The 26,309-nt window shown below is 69.0% G+C and carries 22 protein-coding genes; all 22 read left to right on the forward strand.

What is annotated here, in order from left to right; translation table 11 throughout:
- The first annotated feature begins 4 nt into the window (after positions 1-4).
- The 22 genes from truA to VMJ70_04920 all read left to right on the forward strand — a co-directional run bounded on the left by truA (position 5) and on the right by VMJ70_04920 (position 26,309).
- Complete coding sequence (gene truA / locus VMJ70_04815; protein HTO90431.1) at positions 5-754, forward strand: tRNA pseudouridine(38-40) synthase TruA; 750 nt, start codon at positions 5-7, stop codon at positions 752-754.
- The gene (locus VMJ70_04820; protein ID HTO90432.1) at positions 751-1,893 is read left to right on the forward strand and encodes a trypsin-like peptidase domain-containing protein; all 1,143 of its coding nucleotides are present in this window, start codon (positions 751-753) and stop codon (positions 1,891-1,893) included. The genes truA and VMJ70_04820 overlap by 4 nt, the downstream gene beginning before the upstream one ends.
- Entirely contained in the window at positions 1,890-3,188 is a 1,299-nt protein-coding gene (gene purB, locus VMJ70_04825) for an adenylosuccinate lyase (GenBank protein ID HTO90433.1), read from the forward strand. Before VMJ70_04820 ends, purB begins: the two co-directional genes overlap by 4 nt.
- On the forward strand, positions 3,185-5,533 hold the full coding sequence (purL, locus tag VMJ70_04830) for a phosphoribosylformylglycinamidine synthase subunit PurL (protein ID HTO90434.1): 2,349 nt from the start codon (positions 3,185-3,187) through the stop codon (positions 5,531-5,533). The genes purB and purL overlap by 4 nt, the downstream gene beginning before the upstream one ends.
- Positions 5,530-6,345, forward strand: coding sequence for a phosphoribosylformylglycinamidine synthase I (purQ, locus tag VMJ70_04835; protein ID HTO90435.1), 816 nt, complete (start codon positions 5,530-5,532; stop codon positions 6,343-6,345). The genes purL and purQ overlap by 4 nt, the downstream gene beginning before the upstream one ends.
- Complete coding sequence (locus tag VMJ70_04840; GenBank protein HTO90436.1) at positions 6,342-6,950, forward strand: hypothetical protein; 609 nt, start codon at positions 6,342-6,344, stop codon at positions 6,948-6,950. The genes purQ and VMJ70_04840 overlap by 4 nt, the downstream gene beginning before the upstream one ends.
- The gene (purF, locus tag VMJ70_04845) at positions 6,947-8,392 is read left to right on the forward strand and encodes an amidophosphoribosyltransferase (protein ID HTO90437.1); all 1,446 of its coding nucleotides are present in this window, start codon (positions 6,947-6,949) and stop codon (positions 8,390-8,392) included. Before VMJ70_04840 ends, purF begins: the two co-directional genes overlap by 4 nt.
- A 4-nt stretch (positions 8,393-8,396) precedes the next feature.
- Positions 8,397-9,914 carry a lysine--tRNA ligase gene (gene lysS / locus VMJ70_04850; protein ID HTO90438.1) on the forward strand — a complete coding sequence of 506 codons (1,518 nt, stop codon included), beginning with the start codon at positions 8,397-8,399 and terminating at the stop codon, positions 9,912-9,914.
- Entirely contained in the window at positions 9,911-11,149 is a 1,239-nt protein-coding gene (locus VMJ70_04855) for an FtsX-like permease family protein (GenBank protein ID HTO90439.1), read from the forward strand. Before lysS ends, VMJ70_04855 begins: the two co-directional genes overlap by 4 nt.
- Positions 11,150-11,181: 32 nt before the next feature.
- Positions 11,182-11,883: an ABC transporter ATP-binding protein gene (locus VMJ70_04860; GenBank protein ID HTO90440.1), complete on the forward strand. Its 702-nt coding sequence runs from the start codon at positions 11,182-11,184 to the stop codon at positions 11,881-11,883.
- Between the two features lie 14 nt (positions 11,884-11,897).
- Complete coding sequence (locus tag VMJ70_04865; GenBank protein ID HTO90441.1) at positions 11,898-12,431, forward strand: UvrB/UvrC motif-containing protein; 534 nt, start codon at positions 11,898-11,900, stop codon at positions 12,429-12,431.
- Positions 12,428-13,546 (forward strand): protein arginine kinase, encoded by a 1,119-nt coding sequence (locus VMJ70_04870; protein HTO90442.1) that lies wholly within the window; start codon positions 12,428-12,430, stop codon positions 13,544-13,546. Before VMJ70_04865 ends, VMJ70_04870 begins: the two co-directional genes overlap by 4 nt.
- 82 nt (positions 13,547-13,628) lie before the next feature.
- On the forward strand, positions 13,629-16,106 hold the full coding sequence (locus tag VMJ70_04875; protein HTO90443.1) for an ATP-dependent Clp protease ATP-binding subunit: 2,478 nt from the start codon (positions 13,629-13,631) through the stop codon (positions 16,104-16,106).
- Between the two features lie 88 nt (positions 16,107-16,194).
- Entirely contained in the window at positions 16,195-18,480 is a 2,286-nt protein-coding gene (gene bamA / locus VMJ70_04880) for an outer membrane protein assembly factor BamA (GenBank protein HTO90444.1), read from the forward strand.
- A gap of 1 nt (position 18,481) precedes the next feature.
- The gene (locus VMJ70_04885; protein HTO90445.1) at positions 18,482-19,057 is read left to right on the forward strand and encodes an OmpH family outer membrane protein; all 576 of its coding nucleotides are present in this window, start codon (positions 18,482-18,484) and stop codon (positions 19,055-19,057) included.
- Between the two features lie 88 nt (positions 19,058-19,145).
- Entirely contained in the window at positions 19,146-20,195 is a 1,050-nt protein-coding gene (lpxD, locus tag VMJ70_04890) for a UDP-3-O-(3-hydroxymyristoyl)glucosamine N-acyltransferase (protein ID HTO90446.1), read from the forward strand.
- A complete protein-coding gene (locus VMJ70_04895) occupies positions 20,192-21,514 on the forward strand; it encodes a bifunctional UDP-3-O-[3-hydroxymyristoyl] N-acetylglucosamine deacetylase/3-hydroxyacyl-ACP dehydratase (GenBank protein HTO90447.1) in 1,323 nt (440 codons plus the stop codon). The genes lpxD and VMJ70_04895 overlap by 4 nt, the downstream gene beginning before the upstream one ends.
- Positions 21,511-22,287, forward strand: a complete 777-nt coding sequence (lpxA, locus tag VMJ70_04900; protein ID HTO90448.1) for an acyl-ACP--UDP-N-acetylglucosamine O-acyltransferase — start codon at positions 21,511-21,513, stop codon at positions 22,285-22,287. Before VMJ70_04895 ends, lpxA begins: the two co-directional genes overlap by 4 nt.
- The gene (locus VMJ70_04905) at positions 22,284-23,282 is read left to right on the forward strand and encodes a Gfo/Idh/MocA family oxidoreductase (GenBank protein HTO90449.1); all 999 of its coding nucleotides are present in this window, start codon (positions 22,284-22,286) and stop codon (positions 23,280-23,282) included. Before lpxA ends, VMJ70_04905 begins: the two co-directional genes overlap by 4 nt.
- On the forward strand, positions 23,252-24,385 hold the full coding sequence (gene lpxB / locus VMJ70_04910) for a lipid-A-disaccharide synthase (GenBank protein ID HTO90450.1): 1,134 nt from the start codon (positions 23,252-23,254) through the stop codon (positions 24,383-24,385). The genes VMJ70_04905 and lpxB overlap by 31 nt, the downstream gene beginning before the upstream one ends.
- On the forward strand, positions 24,382-25,065 hold the full coding sequence (locus tag VMJ70_04915; GenBank protein HTO90451.1) for a lysophospholipid acyltransferase family protein: 684 nt from the start codon (positions 24,382-24,384) through the stop codon (positions 25,063-25,065). Before lpxB ends, VMJ70_04915 begins: the two co-directional genes overlap by 4 nt.
- Positions 25,062-26,309: a glycosyltransferase N-terminal domain-containing protein gene (locus tag VMJ70_04920; protein HTO90452.1), complete on the forward strand. Its 1,248-nt coding sequence runs from the start codon at positions 25,062-25,064 to the stop codon at positions 26,307-26,309. Before VMJ70_04915 ends, VMJ70_04920 begins: the two co-directional genes overlap by 4 nt.

The raw sequence follows: 26,309 nt of genomic DNA on the forward strand, positions 1-26,309 counted from the left end.
GAACGTGAGGATCGTGCGCATCGTGCTGGCCTACGACGGAACGGAATTCCATGGATGGCAGCGCCAGCCGGGCCAGCGCACGGTTCAGGGGGTGCTGGAAGAAGCCCTCTCCCATGTGCTGTCGGAGCGGGTCGAAGTGGCGGGTGCCGGACGCACCGACGCCGGGGTGCACGCGCGCGGCCAGAGCGCCTCCTTCGCGACTTCGTCCCGGCTGCCGGCGCGCGCCTTCGCCCCGGTGCTCGACCGCGAGCTGCCGGAGGACGTTCGCGTGATTCGCGCCGAGGATCGGGAAGAGGGTTTCCACGCGCGCCATGACGCCACCGGCCGGCGCTACGCCTACCGACTGCTCGATCGTGAGGACGTCCTGTGGAGCCGCTTCGCCTGGCAGCCCGGGGTACCCGTCGACGCCCCGGCGCTCGACCGGGCCACACGGGCGCTGGAGGGTCGTCACGATTGCCGCTCATTCGAGTCGTCGGGAAGCCCGTCGCGAAACCTGGAATGCCGCATCGATCGCGCGCGCTGGACGCGCTGGGAAGGTGGCCTGCGACTCGACGTGGTCGCGGATCACTTTCTCTATCACATGGTGCGCACGCTGGTCGGCACGGCGCTGGCGGCGTCCACGACTTCCGATCCCGCCGGCGAGATGCGCGCGGTGCTCGAGGCTCGCGATCGCGCGCGCGCCGGAGTCACCGCGCCGCCCCAGGGATTGTGCCTCGAGGAAGTCTTCTACGGATCCCGGGGAGCCGCGGAATGAAAGACACGCGCCGATTCCGAGCTCTGCGAGCCCCCGCGGCGCTGCTGTCGCTGGCGTGCCTGCTGCCTCCGCTGCCGACCCGGGCCGACTCCGGCGAGGTCGCGAGCATTCCGGCGTCGCGCCGCACCGCGATCGTGACCGCGGCGCAACGCGTGAGCCCGGCGGTGGTGACGGTCAACGTGATCTCGACGCGCGTGGTGCGCGCCGACCCGTTCGGCGGCATGTTCCACGACGAGTTCTGGGATCGCTTCGCTCCCTACGTCGAGCAGCGCCAGCGGATTCCCAGCCTGGGTTCGGGCGTGATCGTGGATCCGAAGGGGCTGGTGCTGACCAACGAGCACGTGGTCCGCGATGCCGAGCAGATCACCGTGAGCCTGGCCGATGGCCGCCAGCTGCCCGGCAAGGTGCTGGGCAGTTCCTCGATTTACGACCTGGCGGTGGTGAAGGTCGAGGCCGCCAGGCTGCCGGTCGCGCCGCTCGGCGACAGTGACCGGCTGGTGGTCGGCGAATGGGCGATCGCGATCGGCAATCCGTTTGGCTACCTGCTCAACGATCCGCAGCCCACCGTGACCGCGGGCGTCATCAGCGCGACGCGACGCGACATCAAGTCGGAAGCGACCGACACCGGCGTCTACAAGAACATGATTCAGACCGACGCCGCCATCAATCCCGGCAACAGCGGCGGCCCGCTGGTGAATGCCGACGGCGAAGTGATCGGCATCAACACGTTCATCTTCACGCGCGGCGGAGGTTCGCTCGGCATCGGCTTCGCGATCCCGATCGATCTCGCCCGGCAGGTGTTGAGCGAGGTCGAGAAGTACGGCCGGGTGCGTACCGCGTGGCCCGGAATGCAGATCCAGGCCGTCACGCCCGAGCTGGCGCAGCGTCTCGGCTGGGACGACGATTCGGGGGTAGTGGTGACGCGGGTCACCAAGGGCGGGCCGGCCGACCAGGCGGGAGTTGAGGTGAGCGATCGCGTGCGCCGCGTCAACGGGGTGGTGGTGGACGACATCGAGGACGCGCAGCGCGGCATCTACGGGCTGCAGGTCGGCGACACGCTCGACCTGTGGGTGGAGCGTCGCGGCAAGCGCCTGGATCTCAAGGTGGTGCTCGCCGAGTTGCCCGGAGACGACAGGTGATCGAACGCTATTCGCGGCCCGAGATGCGCCGGATCTGGACCGACGCGCACCGGCTCGAGCTCTGGCTCGAGGTCGAGCTCGCGGTCACCGGCGTTCGCGAGACGCGCGGCGAGGTCCCGGCCGGCACCGTCGCCGGGATCCGCGCGCGCGCGCGTCTCGACGCGGCCCGCATGCAGGCGATCGAAGCCGAAGTCCATCACGACGTCATCGCGTTCCTCACCATGCTCGCCGAATCCGCGGGCGATGGAGCGCGCCACCTCCACGCCGGGCTCACGTCGTCGGATCTGGTGGACACCGCGCTCGCCCTCCAGCTCCAGGAGGCATCACGGCAGGTCTCGAGCGGGCTCGCGGCGTTGCGCGGCACCTGCTGGAATCTGGCTCAGCGCCATCGCCACACCGCGATGGCGGGGCGTACCCACGGCATCCACGCCGAGCCGATCAGTTTCGGACTCAAGTGCCTGGTGTGGAGCGAAGAGCTGGGCCGCTCCGAGCGCCGGCTCGGCGCGGCGGCGCGCGACCTCGCAGTCGGCAAGTTTTCGGGCGCGGTCGGCACCCTCGCCCATCTCGAGCCCGCGATCGAGGAGCAGGCGTTGGCCAAGCTCGGGCTCGAGCCCGAGCCGGTTGCGAATCAGGTGGTGCAGCGCGATCGTCATGCGGCGTTGCTGGCGACGTTCGCGGTGCTGGCCGGTACGCTCGAGAAGATCGCCACCGAGATCCGCCACCTGCAGCGCTCGGAAGTGCGCGAGGCGGCGGAGCCGTTCGGAGCGGGACAGAAGGGCTCATCGGCGATGCCGCACAAGAGGAATCCGGTGCGCAGCGAGCGCATCGCCGGGCTGGCCCGTCTGGTGCGCGGGTACGCCATGGTGGGATTCGAGAATCAGCCGCTCTGGCACGAGCGCGACATCAGCCACTCGTCGGCCGAGCGCGTGATCCTTCCCGATGCCTTCGAGGTGGTGGACTTCATGCTCGCCGAGCTCGACGACATCCTGTCTCGGCTGGTGGTGGACGAGCGGCGGATGCGCGCCAATCTCGAGGCCGGCGGCGGCCTGGTGTATTCGCAGCGCGTGCTGCTGGCGCTCACCGATCACGGCCTGCCGCGCGACGAAGCCTATCGAATCGTGCAGCAACACGCGCTGGCCGCGCTGGATGGCGGCCCGGCGTTCCGCGAGGCGTTGTCGCGCGACCCCGCGGTGCGTGCGCGGCTCTCGAGCGAAGAACTGGAAGCGTGCTTCACGTTCGAACCGTTCTTCCGCCACCTCGATGCGCTCTACGCGCGCGCCGCGGCCCCGCGATGACGCTCGGGCTCGAGAGTCACGGGTGGACACTCGAGGAGGCGCGCGACCCGGCGGCGGTATCGGCGCGACTCCAGGGGCGCGGGGTTCGCCTCGAGCCCGAGGAAGTGGTGCTGCTCTCGAGCCTGCTCGGCCGCGCCCCGAGCTGGGCGGAGGCGGTGCTGTTCGGAATCCTGTGGAGCGAACACTGTTCCTACAAGTCCACGCGGCACCTGCTGCGACGGCTGCCCACTCAGGCGCCGCAGGTGATCCTCGGGCCGGGCGAGGACGCCGGCGTGGTGGCGCTGCCCGCGCCCTGCGAGGACCTGGCGCTGGTGCTGGCGCACGAGAGCCACAATCACCCCAGCCAGGTGCTGCCGGTGGAAGGCGCGGCGACCGGCGTCGGGGGCATCGTCCGGGACGTTGGCTGCATGGGCGCCCAGGTCATCGGCGTGCTCGATTCGTTGCGCTTCGGCGATCCGCGCGGCGAGGTTCACGTGCGCGACGTGGTGCGGGGTGCGGTGCAGGGCATCGCCGACTACGGCAACGCGCTCGGCGTCCCGAATCTGGGTGGCGACGTAGTGTTCGACGGCGGCTTCGACCGGAACTGCCTGGTCAACGTCATGGCGCTCGGACTGGCGCCGCGCGACGGCGTGCTGCGCAGCCGGGTTCCCGAGGGTCCCGGGCCGTGGAGCTTCGTGCTGATCGGCAAGCCCACCGACGAGAGTGGCTTTGGCGGCGCCTCGTTCGCCTCCGGCGAGCTGGGCCAGAGCGATCAGCGCGGCGCCGTCCAGCTCCCCGATCCGTTTCTGAAGCGCGTATTGCACGTCGCCAACGACGCCGCCTTCCAGCGCATCCGCTCGCGTGGCATCCCGGTCGGGTTCAAGGATCTCGGCGCGGGCGGGGTGGCCTGCGCGACCAGCGAGCTCGCCGCCGCCGGCGGCCGCGGCGCTCACATTCGCCTCGACGAGGTTCACGTGGTGGGGCGCCGGCTTCCGCCTGAAGTGCTGCTGTGCGCCGAGACGCAGGAGCGCTATTGCTGGGTGGTGCCGCAGAGCTTCGCCGCCGAGCTGTGCGATCTCTACAACCGCGAGTTCGATCTTCCGCGCATGTTCCCGGGCGCCGGCGCGCGCGAGATCGGGGTCGCCACCGACGACGGACGCTACCGGGTGACCTGGCGCGGCGAGCCGCTGGTGGACTGCGCGGTGGAAGCCATCACCACCGGACGCCGGGTGCAGCGCCCGGCCCGGCGGCGCGCGCCGCGGCGCCCGCGCTTGCCGCGCCGACGCGGGCCGGCGGTGCGCGGCGCGCTGCTGCGCCTGCTGCGCGGCGTCCACCTCGGCTCGCGCGAATACCTGTTCCGCCACTACGACAGCGAGGTGCAGGGCCGCACCTGGCTTCGCCCCGGTGAAGGGGATGCCGCGGTAATCCGGGTCGCCCCCGATCGCGCGCTCGGCGTCGCGGTCGCGGTGGGAGGCAATCCGTTCTGGTGCGGGAGCGATCCCGAGCTCGGGGCGCGCCATGCGGTCGCCGAGGCGGCCCGCAACGTCGCGTGCGTGGGCGGGCGGCCGTGGGCGCTCACCGACTGCCTCAACTTCGGACATCCCGAGAATCCGGAAGTGATGGGCGATTTGGAGGCGACGCTCGAAGGACTGGCGGTGGCGGCCGAGAAGCTCGGCGGCCTGGCCGCCGCGGGCCATCCGCTGCCCTACGTGAGCGGCAATGTCAGCCTCTACAACCAGTCGGGCGATCGGGCGATTCCGGCCTCGCCGATCGTGATGTGCGCGGGTGTGCTCTCGAGCGTCGCGCACGCGGTCGGCCAGGGCTGGCGGCGTCCGGGAGACTTCCTGGTGTTCGTTGGGGAACCGCGCGACGATCTCAGCGGCTCGAGCTTCGCGCGCGAGCTGCTGGGCCACAAGGGCGGCGCGCCGCCCTCGCTCGATCTCGAACGCGAGGCGCGGCTGCAGGAGCTGGCGGTGCGCGCCGCCGAGGGCCGCTGGGTGAGCGCCGCACACGACGTGTCGGATGGCGGGCTGCTGGTCGCGCTGGTCGAGATGATGCTGGCCGGCCCCGCGGATCGAGCGCTGGGCGGCGACGTGGATTTCGGCTCGCTCGAGGCGGAGCCGCTGCCCGCGCTGTTCAGCGAGCAGCCGGGCATCGTGTTCGCCGTGCGCCCCGAACGCGCCACGCGCCTCTTCCAGGCGGCGCGCGAACGCTCGCTGCTGGCCTGGCCGCTGGGGAGCGTCGCGGCGCACGGCCGCCTGCGCGTTCGGCTGCCGGAGGGCGGGCGCGAGGCATGGAGCCGCGACGAGCTCGAGGCCGCGGTGCATCGCGCCCTGCCGCGGCTGTGGAACGAGGAGTCGCTGTGAGCGCACGCGTGGCGGTGGTGCAGATTCCCGGCACCAACTGCGAAGCGGAAAGCGTGCGCGCGCTCGAGCGCGTGGGACTTTCCGCCCAGGTGCATCCGTGGTCGCTGCCGGCGGATCGCCTGCGCGACTATCAGGCATTCGTGCTGCCCGGAGGTTTCGCCTATCAGGATCGCGTGCGCGCCGGCGCGCTGGCGGCCAAGGAGGCGAGCCTCGAGGTACTGGCCGAGGAAGCCGCGCGCGGCAAACCGGTGCTCGGCATCTGCAACGGCGCTCAGGTGCTGGTCGAGGCCGGCCTGGTGCCGAGCGAGGGGCCGGTCGAGCTGGCGCTGGCGCGCAACCGCATGAAACATCGGGTGGGTTACTACGCCCGCTGGATCCACCTGCGCGTCGAGGAGAGCCCCTGCGTGTTCACGCGCTCGCTCGAGCCGGGAACCGTTCTGGCGATGCCGGTCGCTCACGGCGAAGGACGCTTCGCGTCGCGGAGCCCCGAGCGGCTCGCGGCGCTACTGCGCGGTGGACAGGTGCCGCTCCGCTACGCCTCGGCCGACGGCGGGCTCGCCGACGATTTCCCGGACAATCCCAACGGCTCTCCTCACGCGATCGCGGCCGTCTGCAACCGCCGCGGCAACGTGCTGGCGCTGATGCCGCACCCCGAGCGCGCCCAGGATCTCGGCGGCCTGGGCCGCGAGGTCGGCGGCGCGTGGGGGGAACGCTACGATGCGTGGGCCGGCAGCGGCTCTCCCGACGCGGATGCCCGGGGGCCCGGGCTGGCTCTGTTCGAGGGACTGCGTCAGTATCTGGAGCGCGCATGACGGCGAGGACGGGACCGGCAGGAGTAACGCGGGAGGCGAGGCCGTCACGCACGGTCCAGGCGTGGATCGAGCCGATCGCCGACGATCCCGAGGCGCTGTCGGCGCTCGAGGTCGCACGCCGCACGCTCCCGGCGTCGCTTCGGCTGCGCTCGCTGCGGCGCATGCGGCTGATGGAAATCACCGGACCGCTGAAGGAAGGATGGGATGTGGGCGAACGGCTTCATGAATCCACGCAGTTCTACAACCCTCACAAGGAGCGCGTGTTCCTGCGCCAGTCGACGGCCGACCTCACGCCGGGCTCCGCCGAGGAACGCCTGGTGCTGATCCGCGAGCGCGGAGGGGAGCGTCGCGCCGCGGCGGAGCGCTGGTGGCGTCATGTCACGGGTGATCCGGTGCAAGTTCGCGAGGCCACGGTGTGGCTGGTGACGCCGGAATCCGCCGAGACGGCGACCGCGCTGCTCGGCGAGCTGGTCGAGCTGCGCGACCGTCATCACGGGTTGCTCTGCAATCCCCATTCGCAGGATCGCGAGCTCGCTTCGGCCACGGTGCCGGTGCCCTGGCTGGATCAGGCCCGGCCGGAGCGCGCGCGAAAGGGGAGACGATGAACCGCGGCTGGTCGCCGGACAAGGTCTGGCGCGAGGAATGCGGGGTTTTCGCGGCGGTGGGCGTACCGCGCGCGGCGGAGGTGGTGTGCCTGGGGCTCCACGCGCTTCAGCATCGCGGCCAGGAATCGGCCGGCATCGTGGCCTGCGATGAGCGCGGCGAGTTCCACGCGCACCGGGGTCTGGGGCTGGTTTCCGACGTGTTCGGCGATGCCGAGGTCGCGCGGCTCCCCGGCTCGATGGGCATCGGGCACAACCGCTATTCCACGACCGGGGCGCTGACCCGCGAGAACACCCAGCCGCTGATGGTGGTCTATCGCGGCGGGCCGCTGGCCCTCGCTCACAACGGCAATCTGGTCAATTCGAGCGAGCTGCGGCGTTCGCTCGAGTCGGCCGGCTCGATCTTCCAGACCACGCTCGACACCGAGATCTTCCTGCACCTGATGGCGCTGTCGGGATCGGACGATCCCCAGGTGGCGTTGATCGAGGCCGCGAAGCAGGTGCGCGGCGCCTATTCGCTGGTCGTGCTGACGCGCGAGGCGGTGTTCGCGCTGCGCGACCCGCACGGATTCCGGCCGCTGTGCATCGGCAGGCTGGGCGATGGCTATGTGGTCGCGAGCGAGACCTGCGCGCTCGATCTGGTTGCGGCCGACTACGTGCGCGACGTCGCTGCCGGCGAGCTGGTGCGGATCGATCCGCACGGCATGCGCTCGATCCGGCCCTTCGAACCCCAGGAGCCGCTGCGCCAGTGCGTGTTCGAGCACATCTACTTCTCGCGCCCCGACAGCCGGGTGTTCGGCGTCACCGTGGATCGGGTGCGGCGCCGCATCGGACACCAGCTGGCGCGCGAGCACCCGGCCGCCGGCGACGTGGTGATCGCGGTGCCCGACTCGAGCAATTCGATCGCGCTCGGCTACAGCGAAGCCACCGGCATCCCCTTCGAGCTCGGCCTGATCCGCAATCACTACGTCGGTCGCACCTTCATCCAGCCGCAGCAGGCCGGCCGCGACTCGAGCGTTCGCGTGAAGTTCAATCCGGTGCGTGAGGTGCTGGCCGGGAAGCGCGTGGTGCTGGTGGACGATTCGATCGTGCGTGGCACCACCTCGCGCAAGCTGGTGCGCATGCTGCGGCGGAACGGCGCCGAAGCCGTGCACTTCCGGGTGGGTTCTCCGCCGGTGACGCATCCCTGCTTCTACGGGATCGACACGCCGAGTCGGCGCGAGCTGATCGCCGCGCTCAAGACTCCCGAGGAGATCCGCGAGTTCCTGGGCGCCGATTCGATCGGCTATCTCTCGCTCGAGGGACTGCTGGCCTGCGAGCAGGACGGCCAGCAGTTCTGCCGCGCCTGCTTCACCGGCAGGTATCCGGTCACGGTGGATCCCGGGGCGAGCAAACTGAGTCTCGAAGAGATCCACCGCCCGCTTCCCTTCCCCGAAAGGGTCTAGCCGAATGTCGCTCGCCGAATTGATGCGGCAGAGGCAGGAGAAGCTCGAGCGCTGGCGGGCTCTGGGCGTGCCGCCCTATGCCTATCGTTTCGACGTCACGCACGACGCCGCGCAGTGTCTGGCGCGCGGCGAGGCGGTGACCTCCGAGCCGGGCGAGCGCGTGCGCGTCGCCGGCCGGGTCATGGCGCTGCGCGGCCACGGCAAGGCGGGATTCGCGCACCTGCTCGACCGCTCCGGCAGGATCCAGCTCTACTTCCGCGCCGATCAGCTCGGCGAACAGTTCGCGCGATACGAGCTGCTCGACGTCGGCGACTGGATCGGGGTGGAGGGCCCGCTGTTCCGCACCCGTACCGGCGAGATCACGGTGCGCGTCGACATGCTGGAACTGCTGGCCAAGTCCATGCGCCCGCTGCCCGAGAAGTGGCACGGGCTGCGCGAGCCCGAAACCCGCTTCCGCCAGCGCTACGCCGACCTGTTCATGAACCTTGAGGTGCGCGAGGTGTTTCGGCGGCGCAGCGCCATGATCGCCGCGCTGCGCGACGGGCTGACCGCGCACGGCTACCTGGAGGTCGAGACGCCGGTGCTGCAGCCGCTCTACGGCGGCGCTTTCGCGCGGCCATTCGTGACCCGCCACCTCGCGCTCGACATGGATCTCTACCTGCGGATCTCCGACGAGCTCTATCTCAAGCGCCTGATTGTGGGCGGACTCGATCGCGTGTTCGAGTTCTCTCGCAACTTCCGCAACGAGGGCATGGATCGCTCGCACAACCCCGAGTTCACGATCCTCGAGTACTACCAGGCGTTCGCCGACGTCCACGACATGATGGCGCTGACCGAGGCCCTCGTCACTGACGCGATCCGCCGGGTGCGGGGCGGGACCGTGCTTCCTCACGACGGCGGCACGCTCGACTTCACGCCGCCCTGGCCGCGGCTCTCGATGCTGGACGCGGTGAGCGAGAAGGTCGGGGAGCCGGTCCACGATCTCGACCGTTCGCGGCTCGAGCAGATCGCCGCGCGCCACGGGCTCGGCGCGCGTCCCGGCACCGGCGCCGGCGGGCTGCTGGACGAGCTGTTCGGCGAACTGGTGCAGCCGGGGCTCGTTCGCCCCACCTTCGTGATCGATCACCCGATCGAGATCTCGCCGCTCGCGAGGCCGAGCCGCACCCGGCCCGGAGTGGTCGAGCGCTTCGAGCTGTTCATCGCCGGGATGGAGCTGGCCAACGCCTTTTCCGAGCAGAACGACCCCGAAGCGCAGCGCGCCGCGTTCGAGGCGCAGGCGCAGCGCCGCGCGAGCGGCGACGAAGAGGCGCATCCCATGGACCTCGACTACCTGCGCGCGCTCGAGTACGGCATGCCGCCGACCGGCGGGGTCGGCATCGGCATCGATCGGCTGGCCATGCTGGTCACCGACCAGCGGTCGATCCGCGATGTGATCCTGTTCCCGCAGCTCCGGCCCGAGGAGGGCCGCGCCGAGCCTCACGACGAAGAGGAGGCCGAACCCTCCGAGGCGCCGTCGCGGTGAGACTCTCCCTGTGGATCGCCGGGCGCTATCTGCGCACCCGGCGACAGAGCGGATTCATCTCGCTGCTCACCGGGATTTCGATCGGCGGGGTTACGGTCGGGGTCACCGCGTTGCTCACCGTGCTGGCGGTGATGAACGGCTTCGAGAGCGAGGTCCAGACCCGCATCGCCGGCACCGACGCCCACGTCGTGCTGCTGGGGGAGAACACCGCGGCGGTCAAGGACGCCGATCCGCTGGCCGCCAGCGTCGCGAAGCTTCCGGGGGTCGCCGGCGTCGCGCCCTTCGTCTACACCAAGGCGATCGTCTTCCATGAAGGCCTCACCGAGGGCCTGGTGGTGAAGGGTGTGGATCTCCGCGCCGAACGCACCGTCACCACCATCGGCAAGCACATCGAGCCGCCGCTCGATTCGATTCCGCGCATGACGCCCGGGGGCGCTCCCGGCATCGTGCTGGGCTCGGAGCTCGCGGCCCGGCTCGGCACCGGGCCCGGCCAGCGCGTGACGCTGGTCTCGATGGTCGGCGCCCGGAACTCGGCGATGGGTTTCGCTCCCAAATTGCGCGCCTTCCAGGTGGTCGGGATCTTCACCTCGGGGCTCTACACCTACGATTCGAGCTTCGGCTTCACCTCGCTCCCGGCGGCTCAGGATTTCTTCGGCTACCAGGACGGTGTCACCGGGCTCGAGATCCGGCTCGACGACATGTTCGACGCGCCGCGCATGGCGGCGCGGATCCTGGCGGCGCTGCATCGCCCCGATCTGCGCAGCAACAACTGGATCGAGCTCAATCGGAATCTGTTCACCTGGATGAAGCTCGAGAAGGTGGTGATGTTCGTGATCCTCGCTCTGATCGTGGTGGTCGCGACCTTCAACATCGTCAGCACGCTGTTCATGGTGGTGCTCGAGAAGCGCCGCGACATCGGGGTGCTCAAGTCGCTCGGGGCCTCGGACGGCCTGGTGCTGCGCGTGTTCCTCTGGAAGGGACTGCTGATCGGCGCTGCCGGCACCTTCCTTGGCGCCACGCTCGGGGTGACGCTCATCGAGATCCTGCGCCGCTACCCGTTCGTGAAGCTTCCGGGTGACGTCTACTTCATCGAACGCCTGCCGGTTCGGCCAGAATGGGGCGACTTCGCCGCCGTGATTCTGGCCGCCCTGTCCCTGTGCCTGATCGCCGCCCTCTATCCCGCCTGGCGGGCCTCCCGACTCGACCCGGTCGAAGCCATCCGCGGCCCGGTGTGAAGCCGTGGCTCAGGCGATTGAGATAACTCACTGTGAATAGGACAGTATCGGACTCGACTCCCGTTCTGGTGGCACGCGGGCTCGAGAAACGCTACCGCCACGGGCACGAGGTGCTCGAGGTACTGCGAGGGCTCGATCTCGAGGTCACGCGCGGCATGCTTCTGGCTATCGTCGGAGCTTCGGGTTCGGGCAAGAGCACCCTGCTGAACATTCTTGGGACACTTGACCGGCCCGACGCGGGCACCGTCGAGTTGGAGGGTCGCAGGCTGGAAGGACTGTCCGCCCCGGAGCTGGCCCGGATTCGGGCCCGGCGGATCGGATTCGTGTTCCAGTTCCACCATCTGCTGCCGGAGTTCAGCGCCGAGGAGAACGTCATGATGCCACTCCTGATGACGGGTCAGTCCACCCTCGAAGCCCGGGCGCGGGCCCGGGAGCTGCTCGGCGTGCTCTCGCTCTCGGGTTGGCGCGATCATCGCCCGGCCGAACTCTCGGGTGGCGAGGCCCAGCGCGTGGCGGTGGCGAGGGCGCTGGCGGCGTCGCCGGATCTGGTCCTGGCGGACGAACCCAGCGGAAACCTCGACTCCCAGACCGCACAGGAACTCCACCAGCTCCTGACAACCCTCTGTCGCGAGCGACATCAAACTTTCGTCATCGCCACCCACAACGAACGCCTGGCGTCGGCCGCCGATCGAGTGCTCAAGCTCGAAGCGGGCCGCCTGCGTCCCATGGAATAGAGGATCATCGATTCATGCTCTGTCAGATCTGCGGCAAGAGCCCGGCCACCGTGCACTTCACGGAGATCCAGGACAACAAGATGTCCGAGATCCACGTGTGCGATCGCTGCGCGGAGGAAAAGGGCATGCACGCCTCGGCGAAGAAGCACAAGTTCGACATCGCCGACCTGCTGGCGGGCATGGTGGACGGCATGACCTCGACCGAGGAGGAGCGCGTCGGGCACGTCCAGTGCCCGCGCTGCGGCATGCTGTATTCGGCCTTCAAGGAGACCGGCCGCCTGGGCTGCGCCGAGTGTTACGCCGCCTTCCAGTTCCAGCTCCGGCCGCTGCTGCGCAGGATCCACGGCGACACCCGCCACAAGGGCAAGAAGCCGGCGCGCGATCATGCCGGCGCCACCCGCACCCGGCAGATCCAGCGCCTTCACGACGAGCTGCAACGCGCCGTCGAGCGCGAGGACTTCGAACGCGCCGCCAGCATTCGCGACGAGATTCGCCGCCTGGAGCGCGAAGCGCAGGTGACGACCGATCCGGCGGAGGGGCGCTCGTGAGCGCGGAGCGTCCCAATCCGCCCGCCGACTTCGGCGACCTGCTGTCGCGACCGAGCCCCTGGCTCTCCGGCGATGGCCCGCACGCCGAGATGGTGCTGTCGACGCGCATGCGCCTCGCCCGCAATCTGCAGAGCGTGCCGTTCACGCATCGCGCCCGCGACGAGCAGCTCCAGGGCGTGATGATGAGCGTGACCGGCGCGGCTCAGCGCGCCGCATCGTTCGAAGGCGGGCTGATGCTGCGCATGAACGAGCTGGAGCCGGTCGAGCGGCAGATCCTGGTCGAGCGCCACCTGGTCAGTCACGAGCTGGGCGACGGCGTGCGCCCGCGTGGAATCCTGATCGGTTCGGACCAGCGCCTGTCGCTGATGATCAACGAGGAGGATCACCTGCGGCTTCAATCGATGGCCGCCGGGTTCCAGCTGGCGGAGGCCTGGTCGCTGGCCGACGACGCCGACGACGAGCTCGAGCAGGGTCTCGACTACGCGTTCTCGGAAGAGATCGGCTATCTCACCTCGTGCCCGACCAACGCCGGCACCGGACTGCGTGCCTCGGTGCTCATCCACCTGCCGGCGCTGGTGCTGCTCGAGGAGATCCAGCGGGTCTTGAAGAGCGTGGCGCAGGTGGGGCTCAACGTGCGCGGCCTGTACGGCGAGCACAGCGAGGTGATGGGCAATCTGTTCCAGATCTCGAATCAGACCACCCTCGGTCGCGGCGAACACGATTCCATCGAGCAACTCGATCGCGTGACCCGCCAGATCATCGGCTGGGAGGAAAAGGCGCGCGAGCGTATGATGCGGGATGCGCGAGTCCAGGTGGAGGACAAGGTGTGGCGGGCCTACGGCACGCTGCGTCATTGTCGCTCCATTCAGACCCGCGAAGTCATCAATTTGTGTTCGGCGGTGCGCTTCGGCGTGGCCCTGGGCCTGAACGGCCTCTGCCCGCTCGGAGTGCTCAATGAATTGCTGGTGATCACGCAGCCTGCGCACCTCCAGCGCGCTCATGGCGGGCAGCTTCAGCCGGCCGAGCGCAACGTGGTGCGCGCGGATGTGGTGCGCGAGAGGCTGGCGGCCGCGGAGCGGGAAGAGCCGCGCCGGCGCCGGCCGAATCGCGAATAGCGAAGCCGAAAACTACAGGCGTGGGAGCGGCGACCACCGGTCGGTGGCCGCGGGCTCCCCTCCAGGGAACGAGAGCAACGCCATGCATGACAAATTCACGGAGCGGGTGCGAAAGGTCATCTACCTCGCGCGCGAGGAAGCGGCGAGGCTCCAGCACGACTACATCGGCACCGAGCATCTGTTGCTGGGTGTGATTCGCGAGGGCGAGGGCATCGCGGCCACCGTGCTGAACAATCTGGGGCTCGATCTCGATCGCATTCGCCAGGAAGTCGAGAACATGGTGAGCGCCTCCGGCGGCACCATGACCATTGGCGAGATCCCCTTCACGCCGCGCGCGAAGCGCGTGCTGGAGCTGGCCGTCGAGGAAGCTCGATCGCTGGGTCACAACTACGTCGGCACCGAGCACCTGTTGCTGGGGCTGATTCGCGAAGGCGAAGGCGTAGCCGCCAAGGTGCTGCTCGAGCTGGGCGTGGACCGCAAGCGCGTGCGCGAAGAGACCCTGAAGCTCCTGGGCGGCACGCCGTCTTCGAGCAGCAGTGCCGAGCGCGAGGAGCGTCCGGAGACCCCGGCCCTCAATCAGTTCGGTCGCGACCTCACCCAGCTGGCGCGCGAGGGCAAGCTGGATCCGGTGATCGGCCGCGACAAGGAGATCGAGCGCGTCATCCAGGTGCTATCGCGTCGCAAGAAGAACAATCCGGTGCTGATCGGCGAGCCGGGCGTCGGCAAGACCGCGATCGCCGAGGGGCTGGCGCAGCGGATCGTCTCGGCGCAGGTGCCGGAGAGCCTCAAGAACAAGCGCATCGTCACGCTCGACCTGGCGGCGGTGGTGGCCGGCACCAAGTATCGCGGTCAGTTCGAAGAGCGCCTGAAGACGGTGATGAACGAGATCCGGGAATCGAAGGACACCGTGATCTTCATCGACGAGCTGCACACCATCGTCGGCGCGGGCGGCGCGGAGGGCGCGATCGACGCGAGCAACATGCTCAAGCCGGCTCTGGCACGCGGCGAGCTCCAGTGCATCGGCGCCACCACCCTCGACGAGTACCGCAAGTACATCGAGAAGGACGGCGCGCTCGAGCGCCGCTTCCAGCCGGTGATGGTGGACCAGCCGAGCATTCAGGACACGATCGCGATCCTGAACGGGCTGCGCGACAAGTACGAGGCGCACCACGGTGTCAAGATCACTGATAGCGCGGTGGTCCAGGCGGTCAAGCTCGCCGATCGCTACATGAACGACCGGTTCTTCCCGGACAAGGCCATCGACGTGATCGACGAGGCGTGCGCGCGCGCGCGCCTGTCGGTGAGCACCGTGCCCTCCGAGATCCACGAGCTCGAGAAGAAGCTCGAGGAGGTCATCAAGGAGAAGGAATCGGCGATCCGTGGCCAGGAGTACGAGAAGGCCGCCCGGCTGCGCGACCGCGAGAAGGAGCTGCGCGCGCGCCGCAACGAGCTCAAGAAGTCGTGGTCGGAGTCCAAGCGCGACAAGGAAGTTCAGGTCGACGAAGAGCTGATCGCCTCGGTGCTCTCGGTGATGACCGGGATCCCGGTCGTGAAGCTGGCCGAGGAGGAAACTCAAAAGCTCCTGCGCATGGAGGACGAACTCGGCAGGCGCGTGGTGGGGCAGGCCGAAGCGGTCGCGGCCGTGTCCCGCGCGGTGCGCCGCAATCGAGTCGGCCTGCGCGATCCCAAGCGTCCAATCGGTTCGTTCATCTTCCTGGGTCCCACCGGCGTGGGCAAGACCGAGCTGGCGCGGGCGCTCGCGGCTTTTCTTTTCGATGACGAAGACGCGCTCATTCGGATTGACATGTCGGAGTACATGGAGAAATTCTCGGTTTCGCGCCTGGTGGGAGCACCGCCGGGCTACGTGGGGTATGAGGAGGGCGGGCAACTCACCGAGAAGGTGCGCCGTAAGCCCTATTCGGTGGTGCTGCTCGACGAGATCGAGAAGGCGCATCCCGACGTATTCAATGTGCTCTTGCAGGTGCTGGATGACGGCGTCCTCACCGACAGCTCCCGTCGGCGCGTGGACTTCAAGAACACCGTCATCATCATGACTTCGAATCTGGGCGGCCGGCAGATCGTCACGGGCGCGCGCAACCTGGGCTTCAAACAGGCGGCGGCCGGCGCTCAGCAGTTCGCGGCGATCAAGAGCACCGTCCAGGACGAACTCAAGCGCACCTTCAATCCGGAGTTCCTCAACCGGGTCGACGACGTGATCGTGTTCCACGCGCTCAGCCGCGAGGACATGGCCAACATCGTTCAGATCCTCTTGGGTCAGGTCAAGGAGCGACTGCGTGCACAAGAGATTCAACTCGAGATTCAACCCGAGGCGATCGAGCTCCTCATCGACAAGGGGTTCGACCCGGCGCTGGGAGCGCGCCCCCTCAAGCGGGCCATTCAGCGACTGCTGGAGGATCCGCTCGCGGAATTCATCCTGCGCGGGCAGCTTCCTGGCGGCGCCGGCATCTGCGTGGAGCGCCGCAGCGACGAGCTCGCCTTCGAGCCCGCTGCCGCCCAGAAACCTGCGGAGGCTCCCGCTCCTGCGGTCCCGGGTCGTTAGCGCGGTCCTACCGCTCCTCCTCACGCTCCTCTCGGCGCCGGCGACCGCACAGTCGCCGGCGCCGGAGCGCTCCGACGCCGAGCCGCCGGTGGTCGGCGCGATCACGGTGGTCGGCAACACCATCACCGACACCACGCGCATCATCCGTTCGTTCGAGGTGGTGCCCGGCACGCGCTACAGCGAGGATGCGGTGCGCCGCGGCATGCGCAAGCTGTTCGCGCTCGGCGTGTTCGAGGACGTGTGGGTCGACAAGGACCTGCAGGGCGACACCATGAACCTCGTGATCCACGTCGCCGAGCGGCGAAGGATCTCCAGGATCGAGTTCACCGGTCAGCGCAAGAAGAGCGAAGACGATCTGAAGAAGAAGCTCTTCCTCCACGTCGGTGAGAGTTACTCGCCGGTCCAGACCCGCAGCCAGGTGGACACGCTGCTCAAGCTCTATCGCGACGACGGTTACGCCCAGGCCGCGATCGACGCGGTGACCGACACCACCGTCGGGCCGGGACAGCTCGCCCTTCGATTCGTGATTCGCGAGGGCGAGAAGGTCAGGATCGAACGCATCACCTTCGAGGGGATCTCGGCCTTCAACGAGGCGCGGCTGCGCAAGAACATGAAGACTCACCAGAAGGGCTTCTTCGGCGGCGGCGAGGTCAAAGAGGAAGACCTGATGCAGGACAAGGAGAAGCTCGAGACCTGGTATCACGACCACGGCTACCGGGACATGCGCGTGGCCGGGCACGAGCTGTTGCCGGGCAGCGAGCCCAGGCGCCTGATCCTGCACGTGAAGATCGAAGAGGGGCGTCCGTATTTCATCGGCAACGTGCGCTGGGAGGGTAACAAGGTCATCGGTCCGGCCGACCTGGCCAAGGTGCCGCAGCCCAAGAGCGGCGATCTCTACGACGCCAGCAAGATCGACCGAGCGCGCGGCGAGGCGTTCGGCAGCTACGCCGAGCACGGCTATCTGTACGTCCAGATCGAACCTCAGGAAAGCCTGCGCGACTCGCTGGTGGACATCACCTTTCACATCACCGAGGGCGATCCGTCCAATGTTCGCTACGTGGTGATCTCCGGCAACAAGGCGACCCGCGAGAAAGTGATCCGTCGCGAGATCGACATCCACGAGGGCGATCGCTTCCGGCGATCGGCGTTGATGCGGACGCGGGACGACATCATGCGACTCGGCATCTTCGAGGACGTGGCGATCGATTTCGGCCCGACCGAGACCAGCGACGTCGATGTGCTGCTCAAGGTGAAGGAGAAACAGGTCGGCACCGCGTCGGCGGGTGCGGGCTACACCAGCGCGACCGGCGTCACCGGGTTCGTCGAGCTGGGTCACAACAACGTGCTCGGCAACGGCCAGAGCCTGCAGCTGCACCTGGAGCGGGGCGCGACCAGCAACAACTATTTCCTGAGTTTCACCGAGCCGTGGTTCCACGACACCCCGACCCTGCTCGGCATCTCGGCGTTCAACACCGCCACCAATCAGGATCTCTATCGCGAGAAGCGCGTCGGCGGCTCGGTTCGGATCGGCCGGCCGCTCCCCTGGCCCGACTACTCGCGCGGCTCGATCACGTATCGCCTGGAAGGCGTCACGCTCGACTCGCTCGGCACGCTCAGCGACGCGAACCGACTCGCGCTGACCGGCACCAAGTGGGGCGAGCAGGCCACCACCAGCAGCATGGAATTCGACTTTCTCCGCAACACCACCGACAACCCGATGTACCCGAAGCGCGGCACGCGTCTCGCCCTCAGCAGCGAACTGGCGGGCGGTCCGTTTCTGGGCAACGTGAACTTCCAGAAGCAGCGGGTCGAGGGGCGGCTCTACATGCCTTCGATCCTGCGCGGCATCACCACCATGATGCGGGCGCGTGCCGGATGGCTGGGCGAATTCGGACTCAGCAGCCTGCAGCCGGTGCCCGAATACGAACGCTTCCGGCTCGGCGGCGGCTCGACCATCGACCCGCTGCGCGGCTACGACGACTACATGGTGGTGCCGGAAAAGTTCATCCAGCGGGTGCGAACCCCGATTCTTGGCATCGTGATCGACAGTCTCGGGGTGGCGCGCAGCGACACCCTCGGCTACACCAATTCCACGGTGCGCTACCCCGGTGGGCGCTTCTTCACCAGCTATACGGTCGAGCAGCAGTTCCCCATTGTGAATCCGCTGCACGGTGTGTTCTTCTTCGACGCGGGAAACACCTGGGATCTGTTCAGTGAGATCAAGCCGTTCGACCTCAAGATGGGTGCCGGCATCGGCTTCCGCCTCGAGATCCCGCTGCTCGGCAACATCGGCTTCGACTACGGATATGGATTCAATCGAGACGATCACCCCAAAGCCGTGGGCCACTTCCTGCTCGGAAACGTCAACTTCTGACGTGACGACTCCCGTGCGCTCGCGTCTCCATCCGATTCTCGGGCCGGCGCTGGTGGCGGTCGTGGCGCTGGCGTTCTCGGCGTCCCGGTCGCCCGCCGCCTCGGACCTGAAGATCGGCTATATTGACTCGTCTCGGATCTTCCAGGAGTACAAGGCCGCCCAGGAAGCGCAGGCGAGCTTCGAGCGGCAGGTTCAGGGATGGCGCAGCGAGGCCGACGAGAAGCAGAAGGTCGTGGACCAGCTGCGGGCCGAGGTCCGGGATCAGGGTCCGATTCTCTCGGCCACCAAACGCCAGGAAAAGGAAGAAGCGCTGCAGCGGGCGATCAGCGATTACGAGAAGTTCGTGCAGGACACCTGGGGGCCGCAGGGTCGCGCTTCGCAGGAGAACGAGCGGGCCACTCAGGAAGTCATCGGACAGATTCGCTCGGTGGTCGAGAAGCTGGCAGCCGATCGTCAGCTGGATCTGGTGCTGGACGCGGCGAGCGGCATCATCATTTACGCGGACAAGACGCTGGATCTGACATCGGCCGTTCTGCAGGAGCTGGCGCTCCGCAGCAGCACGGGAGCCACTCACTGAGTCTTCGACACATCATGGGACAATCGAGGCCGGCCGGGCGAGCCCCGCGCCGCCGGCATGCGGTGAACCTCCAGGGAGGGTCGCAGGCATGATCACGCGCACGCTGGCCGAACTGGCTGCCGAACTCGGGGGCGAAGTCGCGGGGGACGGCTCGACCGTCATTCGCGGCGTGGCCGGGATTCGCGAGGCTCAGCCCGGCGACGTCACCTTCCTCGCCAACTCGCGTTACGACACCTATCTCTCCGAGACCCGCGCCTCGGCGGTGATCTGTTCGCGCGACGCACGCACCTCTCTGCTGCCGCTGCTGCACGTCGACAATCCCTATCTCGCGTTCCAGAAGGTGGTGCGCATCTTCCGGCCCGATGCCTTTCGGCAGCCCGCCGGCATCCACCCCTCCGCGGTGGTGGACCCCTCGGCGCGACTGGGCGTCGAGGTTTCGATCGGACCGAACTGCGTGATCGAACGGGATGCGCAGATTGGCGAGCGCGCCGTGATCATGGCCGGCAGCTACGTGGGAGTCGCGTCCCGCGTCGGCGCCGGAACGGTGTTCTACCCGCGCGTCACGCTGCGGGAAGAGTGCGTGGTGGGGGAGCGGTGCATCATCCACAGCGGCGCAGTGATCGGCGCCGACGGCTTCGGCTTTGCCTTCGACGCCGGGAAGTATCACAAGGTCCCGCAGGTCGGAAACGTCGAGATCGGTGACGACGTCGAGATCGGGGCCAACACCACCATCGATCGCGCCACCACCGAGAGCACCCGGATCGGCGACGGCACCAAGATCGACAATCTGGTCCAGATCGGCCACAACGTGGTGATCGGCAAGCACTGCATCATCGTGGCGCAGGTGGGGATCTCGGGAAGCACCGAGCTCGAGGACTACGTCACCGTGGGCGGCCAGGCCGGGCTGGTGGGGCACATCCGCCTGGGACGCGGCTCCCAGGTCGGCGCGCAGAGCGGGGTATCGAAATCGGTGCCGGCCAACGCCACGGTGTTCGGTTATCCGGCGGCGCCGCTTTCGGCGTTCAAGCGGCTCAACGCCTATCTGCAGCGGCTGCCGCAGTTGTTCCAGCGCACCAAGACCATCGAGGAGCGCATCGAGAAGCTCGAGCGGGAGGCTCAGCGCGAGGAAGTGAGATGATCGCTCGGCCGCAGCGAACCATCCAGCGCGAGGCCTCGTTCGAGGGGGTCGGGCTCCACACCGGCGAGAAGGGCCGGGTGACCTTCAAGCCCGCCGTGGTCGGCTCGGGAATTCGATTCGTCCGCACCGATCTGGCCGGCCGCCCCACCGTCACGGTGCGGCCCGAGAACGCCGCCTTCGATCCCAGCGCCGGACGCCGCACCATCCTGCAGGAGAACGGCGTCCAGATCCACACCATGGAGCATCTGCTCGCGGCGGTGGCCGGGCTCGGCATCGACAACCTGATGATCGAGACCTCGACCATGGAGATCCCCGAGCCGGCCGACGGCAGTGCCGCGCCGATCGCCCGCATTCTCCAATCCGCCGGCTTCGTCGAGCAGGATCGGGCCCGCCGCCACCTCAAGGTGACGCGGCCGGTGGTGTGGTCGGAGAACGGGGTCTCGCTGTCGGCGGTTCCATTTCAGGGCTTTCGCATTACCTTCCAGATCGACTACGACCACCCGATGATCGGGCGGCAAACCGTGACCTTCGACATCGACGACGAGACCTTCATGCGCGAGATCGCCCCGGCGCGCACCTTCGTGCTCGAGCGCGACGTCGAAGCTCTGCGCACCGCTGGCTGGATCAAGGGCGGACGCATCGAGAGCGCGGTGGTGGTGGGGGAGAACGGCCTGCGCAATCCCGAGCCGCTCCGCTATCCGGACGAGTTCGCGCGCCACAAGGTGCTGGATCTGCTCGGCGATCTGTCGCTGCTCGGCGGACCGCTGCTCGGTCACGTGACCGCGGTCAAGGCTGGCCACCAGAGCCACGTGGCGTTCGTCAAGCACCTGAAGGAGACCCTGCCGCTGCCCGGGCGCCGGCCGGGAAGTCCGGCCGACGAGTGGGACGTCACCGCGGTGATGGACATCCTTCCGCATCGGTATCCCTTCCTGCTGGTGGATCGCGTCACCGGCTTGGAGGAGGGGAAGTGGATCGAAGGCATCAAGAACGTCACCATCAACGAGCCCTTCTTCCAGGGACACTTCCCGGGCCACCCGATCATGCCGGCGGTGCTGATCATCGAGGCGATGGCGCAGGTGGGCGGACTGCTGCTGCTCAACTCGATCGACGATCCGCACGACAAGTTGATGTACTTCATGGGCATCGACGCGGCGAAATTCCGCCGCCCGGTCACGCCTGGGGATCAGATTCGCTTCCATCTGTCGCTGCTCAAGTTGCGCAAGGGCACCTCGAAAATGCGCGGCGAGGCCTTCGTCGGCGACCAGCTGGTCGCCGAGGCCGAGCTGCTGGCGATGGTCGTGGATCGGCGCCGGACGTGAGCACCCGCATTCATCCCGCCGCGCTGGTGGATCCCGGCGCGCAGCTTGGAACCGACGTCGAGGTCGGCCCGGGTACGGTGGTCGGGCCCCATGCGCGGATCGGGGATCGCACCCGGATCGGCTCGTGCGCGCTGATCACCGGCTGGGCCCGAATCGGCAGCGATTGCAAGCTCCATCATGGCGCGGTGGTCGGCAGCCCGCCCCAGGATCTCAAGTATCCGGGCGAGGAGTCGTACCTCGAGATCGGTGATCGCACCGAGGTTCGCGAGTTCGTCACCGCGAATTTGGCCACCGAGCCGGGCGCGACGACGCGCATCGGCAGCGAGTGCCTGTTGATGGCCTACTCGCATGTCGCGCACGATTGCCAGCTCGGCAGTCATGTGGTGGTGGCGAACTCGGTACAGTTCGCCGGCTACGTCACGGTCGAGGACTGGGCGATCGTCGGCGGCGGTTCGCTGATTCACCAGTTCGTTCGGATTGGTTGCCACGCGATGATCGGAGGCGGCTCGCGGATTCCGCAGGACGTGGCACCCTACATCACGCTGGCCGGCAGCCCCCCGCGTCTCGCCGGGATCAACGTGATCGGGCTCGAGCGCCGCGGGTTCGGGAAGGAGACGGTGGACGCCCTGAACGGCGCGTATCGGGTGTTGTTTCGCGAAGGGCTGAACCTCGGCGAGGCGGTATCCGCTCTGCGCGATCGCTACGCCGCCCATCCCGAGGTGGAACACCTCGCACGCTTTGCCGAGACGTCGACGCGGGGGCTGACGCGATGAAGCCGGTTCGGGTCGGTGTGGCGGGAGTCGGCACCTGGGGCGAGAAGCACGCGCGCGTCTATCAGGCGATCCCCGAGGCCACGCTGGTCGGGGTGTTCGACGAGAATGCCGAGCGCTCGCGCTCGGTGGCGCAGCAACACGGATGCGCGGTTTTCGACTCGCTCGACGAGCTGCTGGCGGAGGTCGAAGCGGTTTCGGTCGCGGTGCCCACGGTCGCGCACCGCGCGATGTTCGAGCGCGTGGCCAAGGCGGGTCGTCACGCGCTGGTGGAGAAGCCGATGGCGGTCACGGTCGAAGAGGCCGATGCGATGCGCGCCGCGGCCCAGCAGGCGGGTGTGAAGCTCCAGATCGGCCAGGTCGAGCGGTTCAATCCGGCGTTCGTGGCCGCTGCCGCGCACCTCAAGTCGGCGCGCTTTGTCGAGGCGCACCGCCTCGCGTTGTTCCAGCCGCGCTCGCTCGACATCGACGTGGTGTTCGATCTCATGATCCACGACATCGACCTCGTGCTCGCGCGCGTCGGCGAGTCGCCCGCGCAGATTTCGGCGGTCGGCGTGGCGGTGCTGTCCGAGAACGAGGACATCGCCAACGCGCGGCTCGAGTTCGAGAGCGGCGCGGTCGCAAATCTGACGGCGAGCCGGGTGTCGCAGGAACGTCTTCGCCGGATCCGGTTCTTCCAGGACGACGCCTACGTCGCCATCGACCTGTTCGAGAAGACCTGCGATCTGCTGCACGTGGATGTCGAACAGTTGCGCCGCGCCGCGCCGTTCGGCCTGGCCGCGGCCATGGGCGCGATCACCCGCCGGCGGCTGCCGGTGGATGCCGGCGAGCCCCTGACGCTCGAGCTGACCGCGTTCCTGCGCTCGCTGCGCGGCGAGGGGACGGGTGCGGCGTCTGCGGAGGCGGGGCGCGAGGCCCTCGCGGTGGCGGCCGAGGTGCGCGCCGCGATGAAGGCCCGAACCCGGCAGTGGGCGACTCACTCCAGCGCCGTCTCCTGATCGTCGCCGGTGAAGCGTCGGGCGATCTCCACGCCGCCCGGCTGCTCACGGCATTGCGCGCGCGGATCGAGGTGGACGCGCGCGGGGTCACGGGTCCGGCGCTCGAGGCCGCCGGGGCGAAGCGCCTCGCGCCCATGGATCGCCTGGCGGTGATCGGCTTCACCGGCGTGCTCAGGCGGCTCCCGGCGATACGCGGAGTGTTCCGGACTCTGAATCGCGAAGTGCGCGAGAACCCTCCGGACGCCGCGCTGCTGGTGGATTCGCCGGGTTTCAACTTCCGTCTGGGGCCCGGGCTGCATGCGCGCGGCATCAAGGTCTTCTACTACATCGCGCCGCAGGTGTGGGCCTGGCACGCGGAACGCGCCCGCCAGATGGCGGGCTGGGTGGATCGCCTGGCGGTGGTATTCCCGTTCGAGGAGCCGCTGTTCCACGACGCCGGCGTCACCACCCGATGGGTCGGCCATCCGCTGCTCGACGACTTCCGGCCCGAGGTCGAGGAGAGCGCCTGGCGAGCCGAGCTGGGGCTCGCCAGGGATGCGCCGGTGCTGGGCCTGTTGCCCGGCAGCCGACCGCAGGAGATCGAGCGGCACCGTGGCCCGCTGCTCGAAGCGGCGGCCCGCCTGCGCGCGGATCGCCCGAGCCTCGCCGCGGTGATGGCATTGCCGCCGCGCTCGAGTGGCGCCGCGCCGCAGGTCTCGCGCGAGGATGGCGTGACGGTGGTGCGCGGGCGCACCCGCGCCACCCAGGCGTTCGCCCGCGCCTGCGCGGTGGCGTCGGGAACCGCCACGCTCGAAACCGCGCTGTTCGCCACTCCGCTGGTGGTGATCTACCGCACCGGCTGGCTCAACTGGGAGCTGGGTCGCCGGCTGGTGCGCCTGCCGCGCATCGGGTTGCCCAACATCGTCGCCGGTGAAGAGGTGGCTCCCGAGCTGCTCCAGCGCGACCTCACCGCCACGAAACTGGCCGAGCTGCTGGCGCCGTGGCTCGACGACGACGCGCAGCGCGCGCGGGCGAGCGAACGTCTGCGCCGCGTGCGCGAAAAGCTCGGCGGTCCGGGCGCTTCGGCGCGCGCCGCCGACTGGCTGGCGGAGATGCTCGCATGAGCGAGTCGGCCAGCCGGCGCGAGGACGCGTACCCGTGGTGGACGGCTCCCGCGGCGTGGCTGGGTGCGGCACTGCTCCGTACCCTGGGTTCGACGTGGCGGGTCGAGCGCGTCGGCCAGGCCGAGCACGACGCTCGGTCGAGCGGCGGCGCTCACTGTATCTTCGCGCTCTGGCACTCGCGCCTGCTGCCTCTCACCTACTTCCATCGCGATCGAGGAATCGCCGCGCTGATCAGCCGGCATCGTGACGGCGAGCTGGTGACGCGAGTGGTCGAGCGACTGGGATACGAGACCGCCCGCGGCTCGAGCACGCGGGGCGGCGAGGAGGGGCTTCTCGAGATGATCGGCTGGACGGAACGCGGCCGCTCGCTGGCGTTCACTCCGGATGGCCCGCGCGGCCCGGCCGAGCGCGTGAAGCCGGGCCTGGCCTATCTGGCCAGTCGCACCGGAGTGCCGATCCTGCCGGTCGCGGCCGCCGCGCGATCCGAGTGGCGATTGCGATCGTGGGACGGATTTCGCGTACCGAAGCCGTTCTCGCGACTGGTCGTTGCGTACGGGACGGCGATCCAGGTCCCGCCCGGGCTCGACCGCGACGCATTGGAGAGCTGGCGGGCGGAGATCGAGCGGCGGATCACCGCCGCGACCCGCGTGGCGGACGAGCGCGCCGGGAACCCGGCATGAGCGTGGCCTGGGCGGCCTATCGCGTGGTGGCGCCGTGGCTCGGGGCTCTCGCTCCCGGCGTGCGGTGGTTCACGCCGCAGGCCGAGCGCTCGCTGTGGCGCGAACGGCTGGGAGAGGTGAGCTCAGCCGGAGTCTGCGACGCCTGGATCCATGCCTCGTCGCTGGGCGAGGCGCTGGCGGTGGGTCCGCTGATTGGAGAGCTGCGCGCGCTCGAGCCCGCCGCGCGCTTCTGGCTCACGGCCTCGACGCGCTCCGGCCGCAGCCGGCTCGAAGCGCTCGGGGAGCCGGTGAGCCTCGCGCCGCTCGACGCGCCGCAAATTGTCGCGCGCTTCTTCGCGTCGGTCCGACCCCGGCGCCTGTTCCTCATCGAGACCGAGCTGTGGCCGCACTGGCTGCTGCAGGCGCGCGCCGAGAGCATCCCGGTGGTGGCGTTGAGCGCGCGGCTCTCGGCCGGTTCGGTGCGCGAGTACCGTCGGCTCGGCGAGGACTTCCGCGCGCTGGTGTCAGGAGTTTCGGGCGTGCTCGCCCAGAGCGACGCGGATGCCCAGCGCTGGCTCAGGCTCGGCGCTCCCCGCGACCGAACCTGCGTGGCCGGCAATCTCAAGAACGACGCTCTGCCGTGGCCGGCCTCCGATCGCGGCGCGGCTCGCGGCGAGCTCGGGCTCGAGCTGGAGCGGCCGCTGCTGATCCTCGGCAACGTGCGCCCCGGCGAGGTACGGAAGCTGGCGCGCGCCTGGGGCCGACTGCCGGTGGCGCTACGGCGCCGCTGGCAGGTGGTGGCGGTGCCGCGCCATCCGCGCGCGGTCGCCGACCTCAAGGAGGAGGCGCGCCAGGCGAGCGCCGCGGGTGGGAGTGGAGACGCTCTCGGCGCATGGCGCTGGGAGGATCGGCTCGGCGTGCTGACGCGCTACTATGCGGTCGCGGACGCGGCGTTCGTGGGCGGGAGCCTGATCGCGTACGGCGGGCACAATCCGCTCGAGCCTGCGGCGTGCGGCGCGGCGGTGATGATGGGGCCGCACCACGATTCGCAACGCTCCGGAGTGGTGGCGCTGGAGAAACGCTCCGCGATTCGAGTCCTGGAGCCCGGCGAGCCCATCGATTCGGCGCTGCTCGATTGGTTGGGTGACGAGCGCCGGCTGCGCGAGCAGGGTGAGGCGGCGCGCGCCGCGATCGATCCGCTGCGCGGGGTCGCGCGACGCACCGTCGCGCAGCTCGCCGCCTGGCGGCTGTGGGCCGGAAGATGA

Source organism: Candidatus Sulfotelmatobacter sp., from assembly GCA_035498555.1.
GTDB lineage: Bacteria > Eisenbacteria > RBG-16-71-46 > RBG-16-71-46 > RBG-16-71-46 > DATKAB01.

Bases quoted from the DNA above. Each gene is read 5' to 3' on its own strand.
- VMJ70_04820 (HTO90432.1), top strand. From the start codon at position 751: ATGAAAGACACGCGCCGATTCCGAGCTCTGCGAGCCCCCGCGGCGCTG.
- purL (HTO90434.1), top strand. From the start codon at position 3,185: ATGACGCTCGGGCTCGAGAGTCACGGGTGGACACTCGAGGAGGCGCGC.
- VMJ70_04840 (HTO90436.1), top strand. From the start codon at position 6,342: ATGACGGCGAGGACGGGACCGGCAGGAGTAACGCGGGAGGCGAGGCCG.
- purF (HTO90437.1), top strand. From the start codon at position 6,947: ATGAACCGCGGCTGGTCGCCGGACAAGGTCTGGCGCGAGGAATGCGGG.
- lysS (HTO90438.1), top strand. From the start codon at position 8,397: ATGTCGCTCGCCGAATTGATGCGGCAGAGGCAGGAGAAGCTCGAGCGC.
- VMJ70_04865 (HTO90441.1), top strand. From the start codon at position 11,898: ATGCTCTGTCAGATCTGCGGCAAGAGCCCGGCCACCGTGCACTTCACG.
- VMJ70_04875 (HTO90443.1), top strand. From the start codon at position 13,629: ATGCATGACAAATTCACGGAGCGGGTGCGAAAGGTCATCTACCTCGCG.
- lpxD (HTO90446.1), top strand. From the start codon at position 19,146: ATGATCACGCGCACGCTGGCCGAACTGGCTGCCGAACTCGGGGGCGAA.
- VMJ70_04895 (HTO90447.1), top strand. From the start codon at position 20,192: ATGATCGCTCGGCCGCAGCGAACCATCCAGCGCGAGGCCTCGTTCGAG.
- VMJ70_04905 (HTO90449.1), top strand. From the start codon at position 22,284: ATGAAGCCGGTTCGGGTCGGTGTGGCGGGAGTCGGCACCTGGGGCGAG.
- VMJ70_04915 (HTO90451.1), top strand. From the start codon at position 24,382: ATGAGCGAGTCGGCCAGCCGGCGCGAGGACGCGTACCCGTGGTGGACG.
- VMJ70_04920 (HTO90452.1), top strand. From the start codon at position 25,062: ATGAGCGTGGCCTGGGCGGCCTATCGCGTGGTGGCGCCGTGGCTCGGG.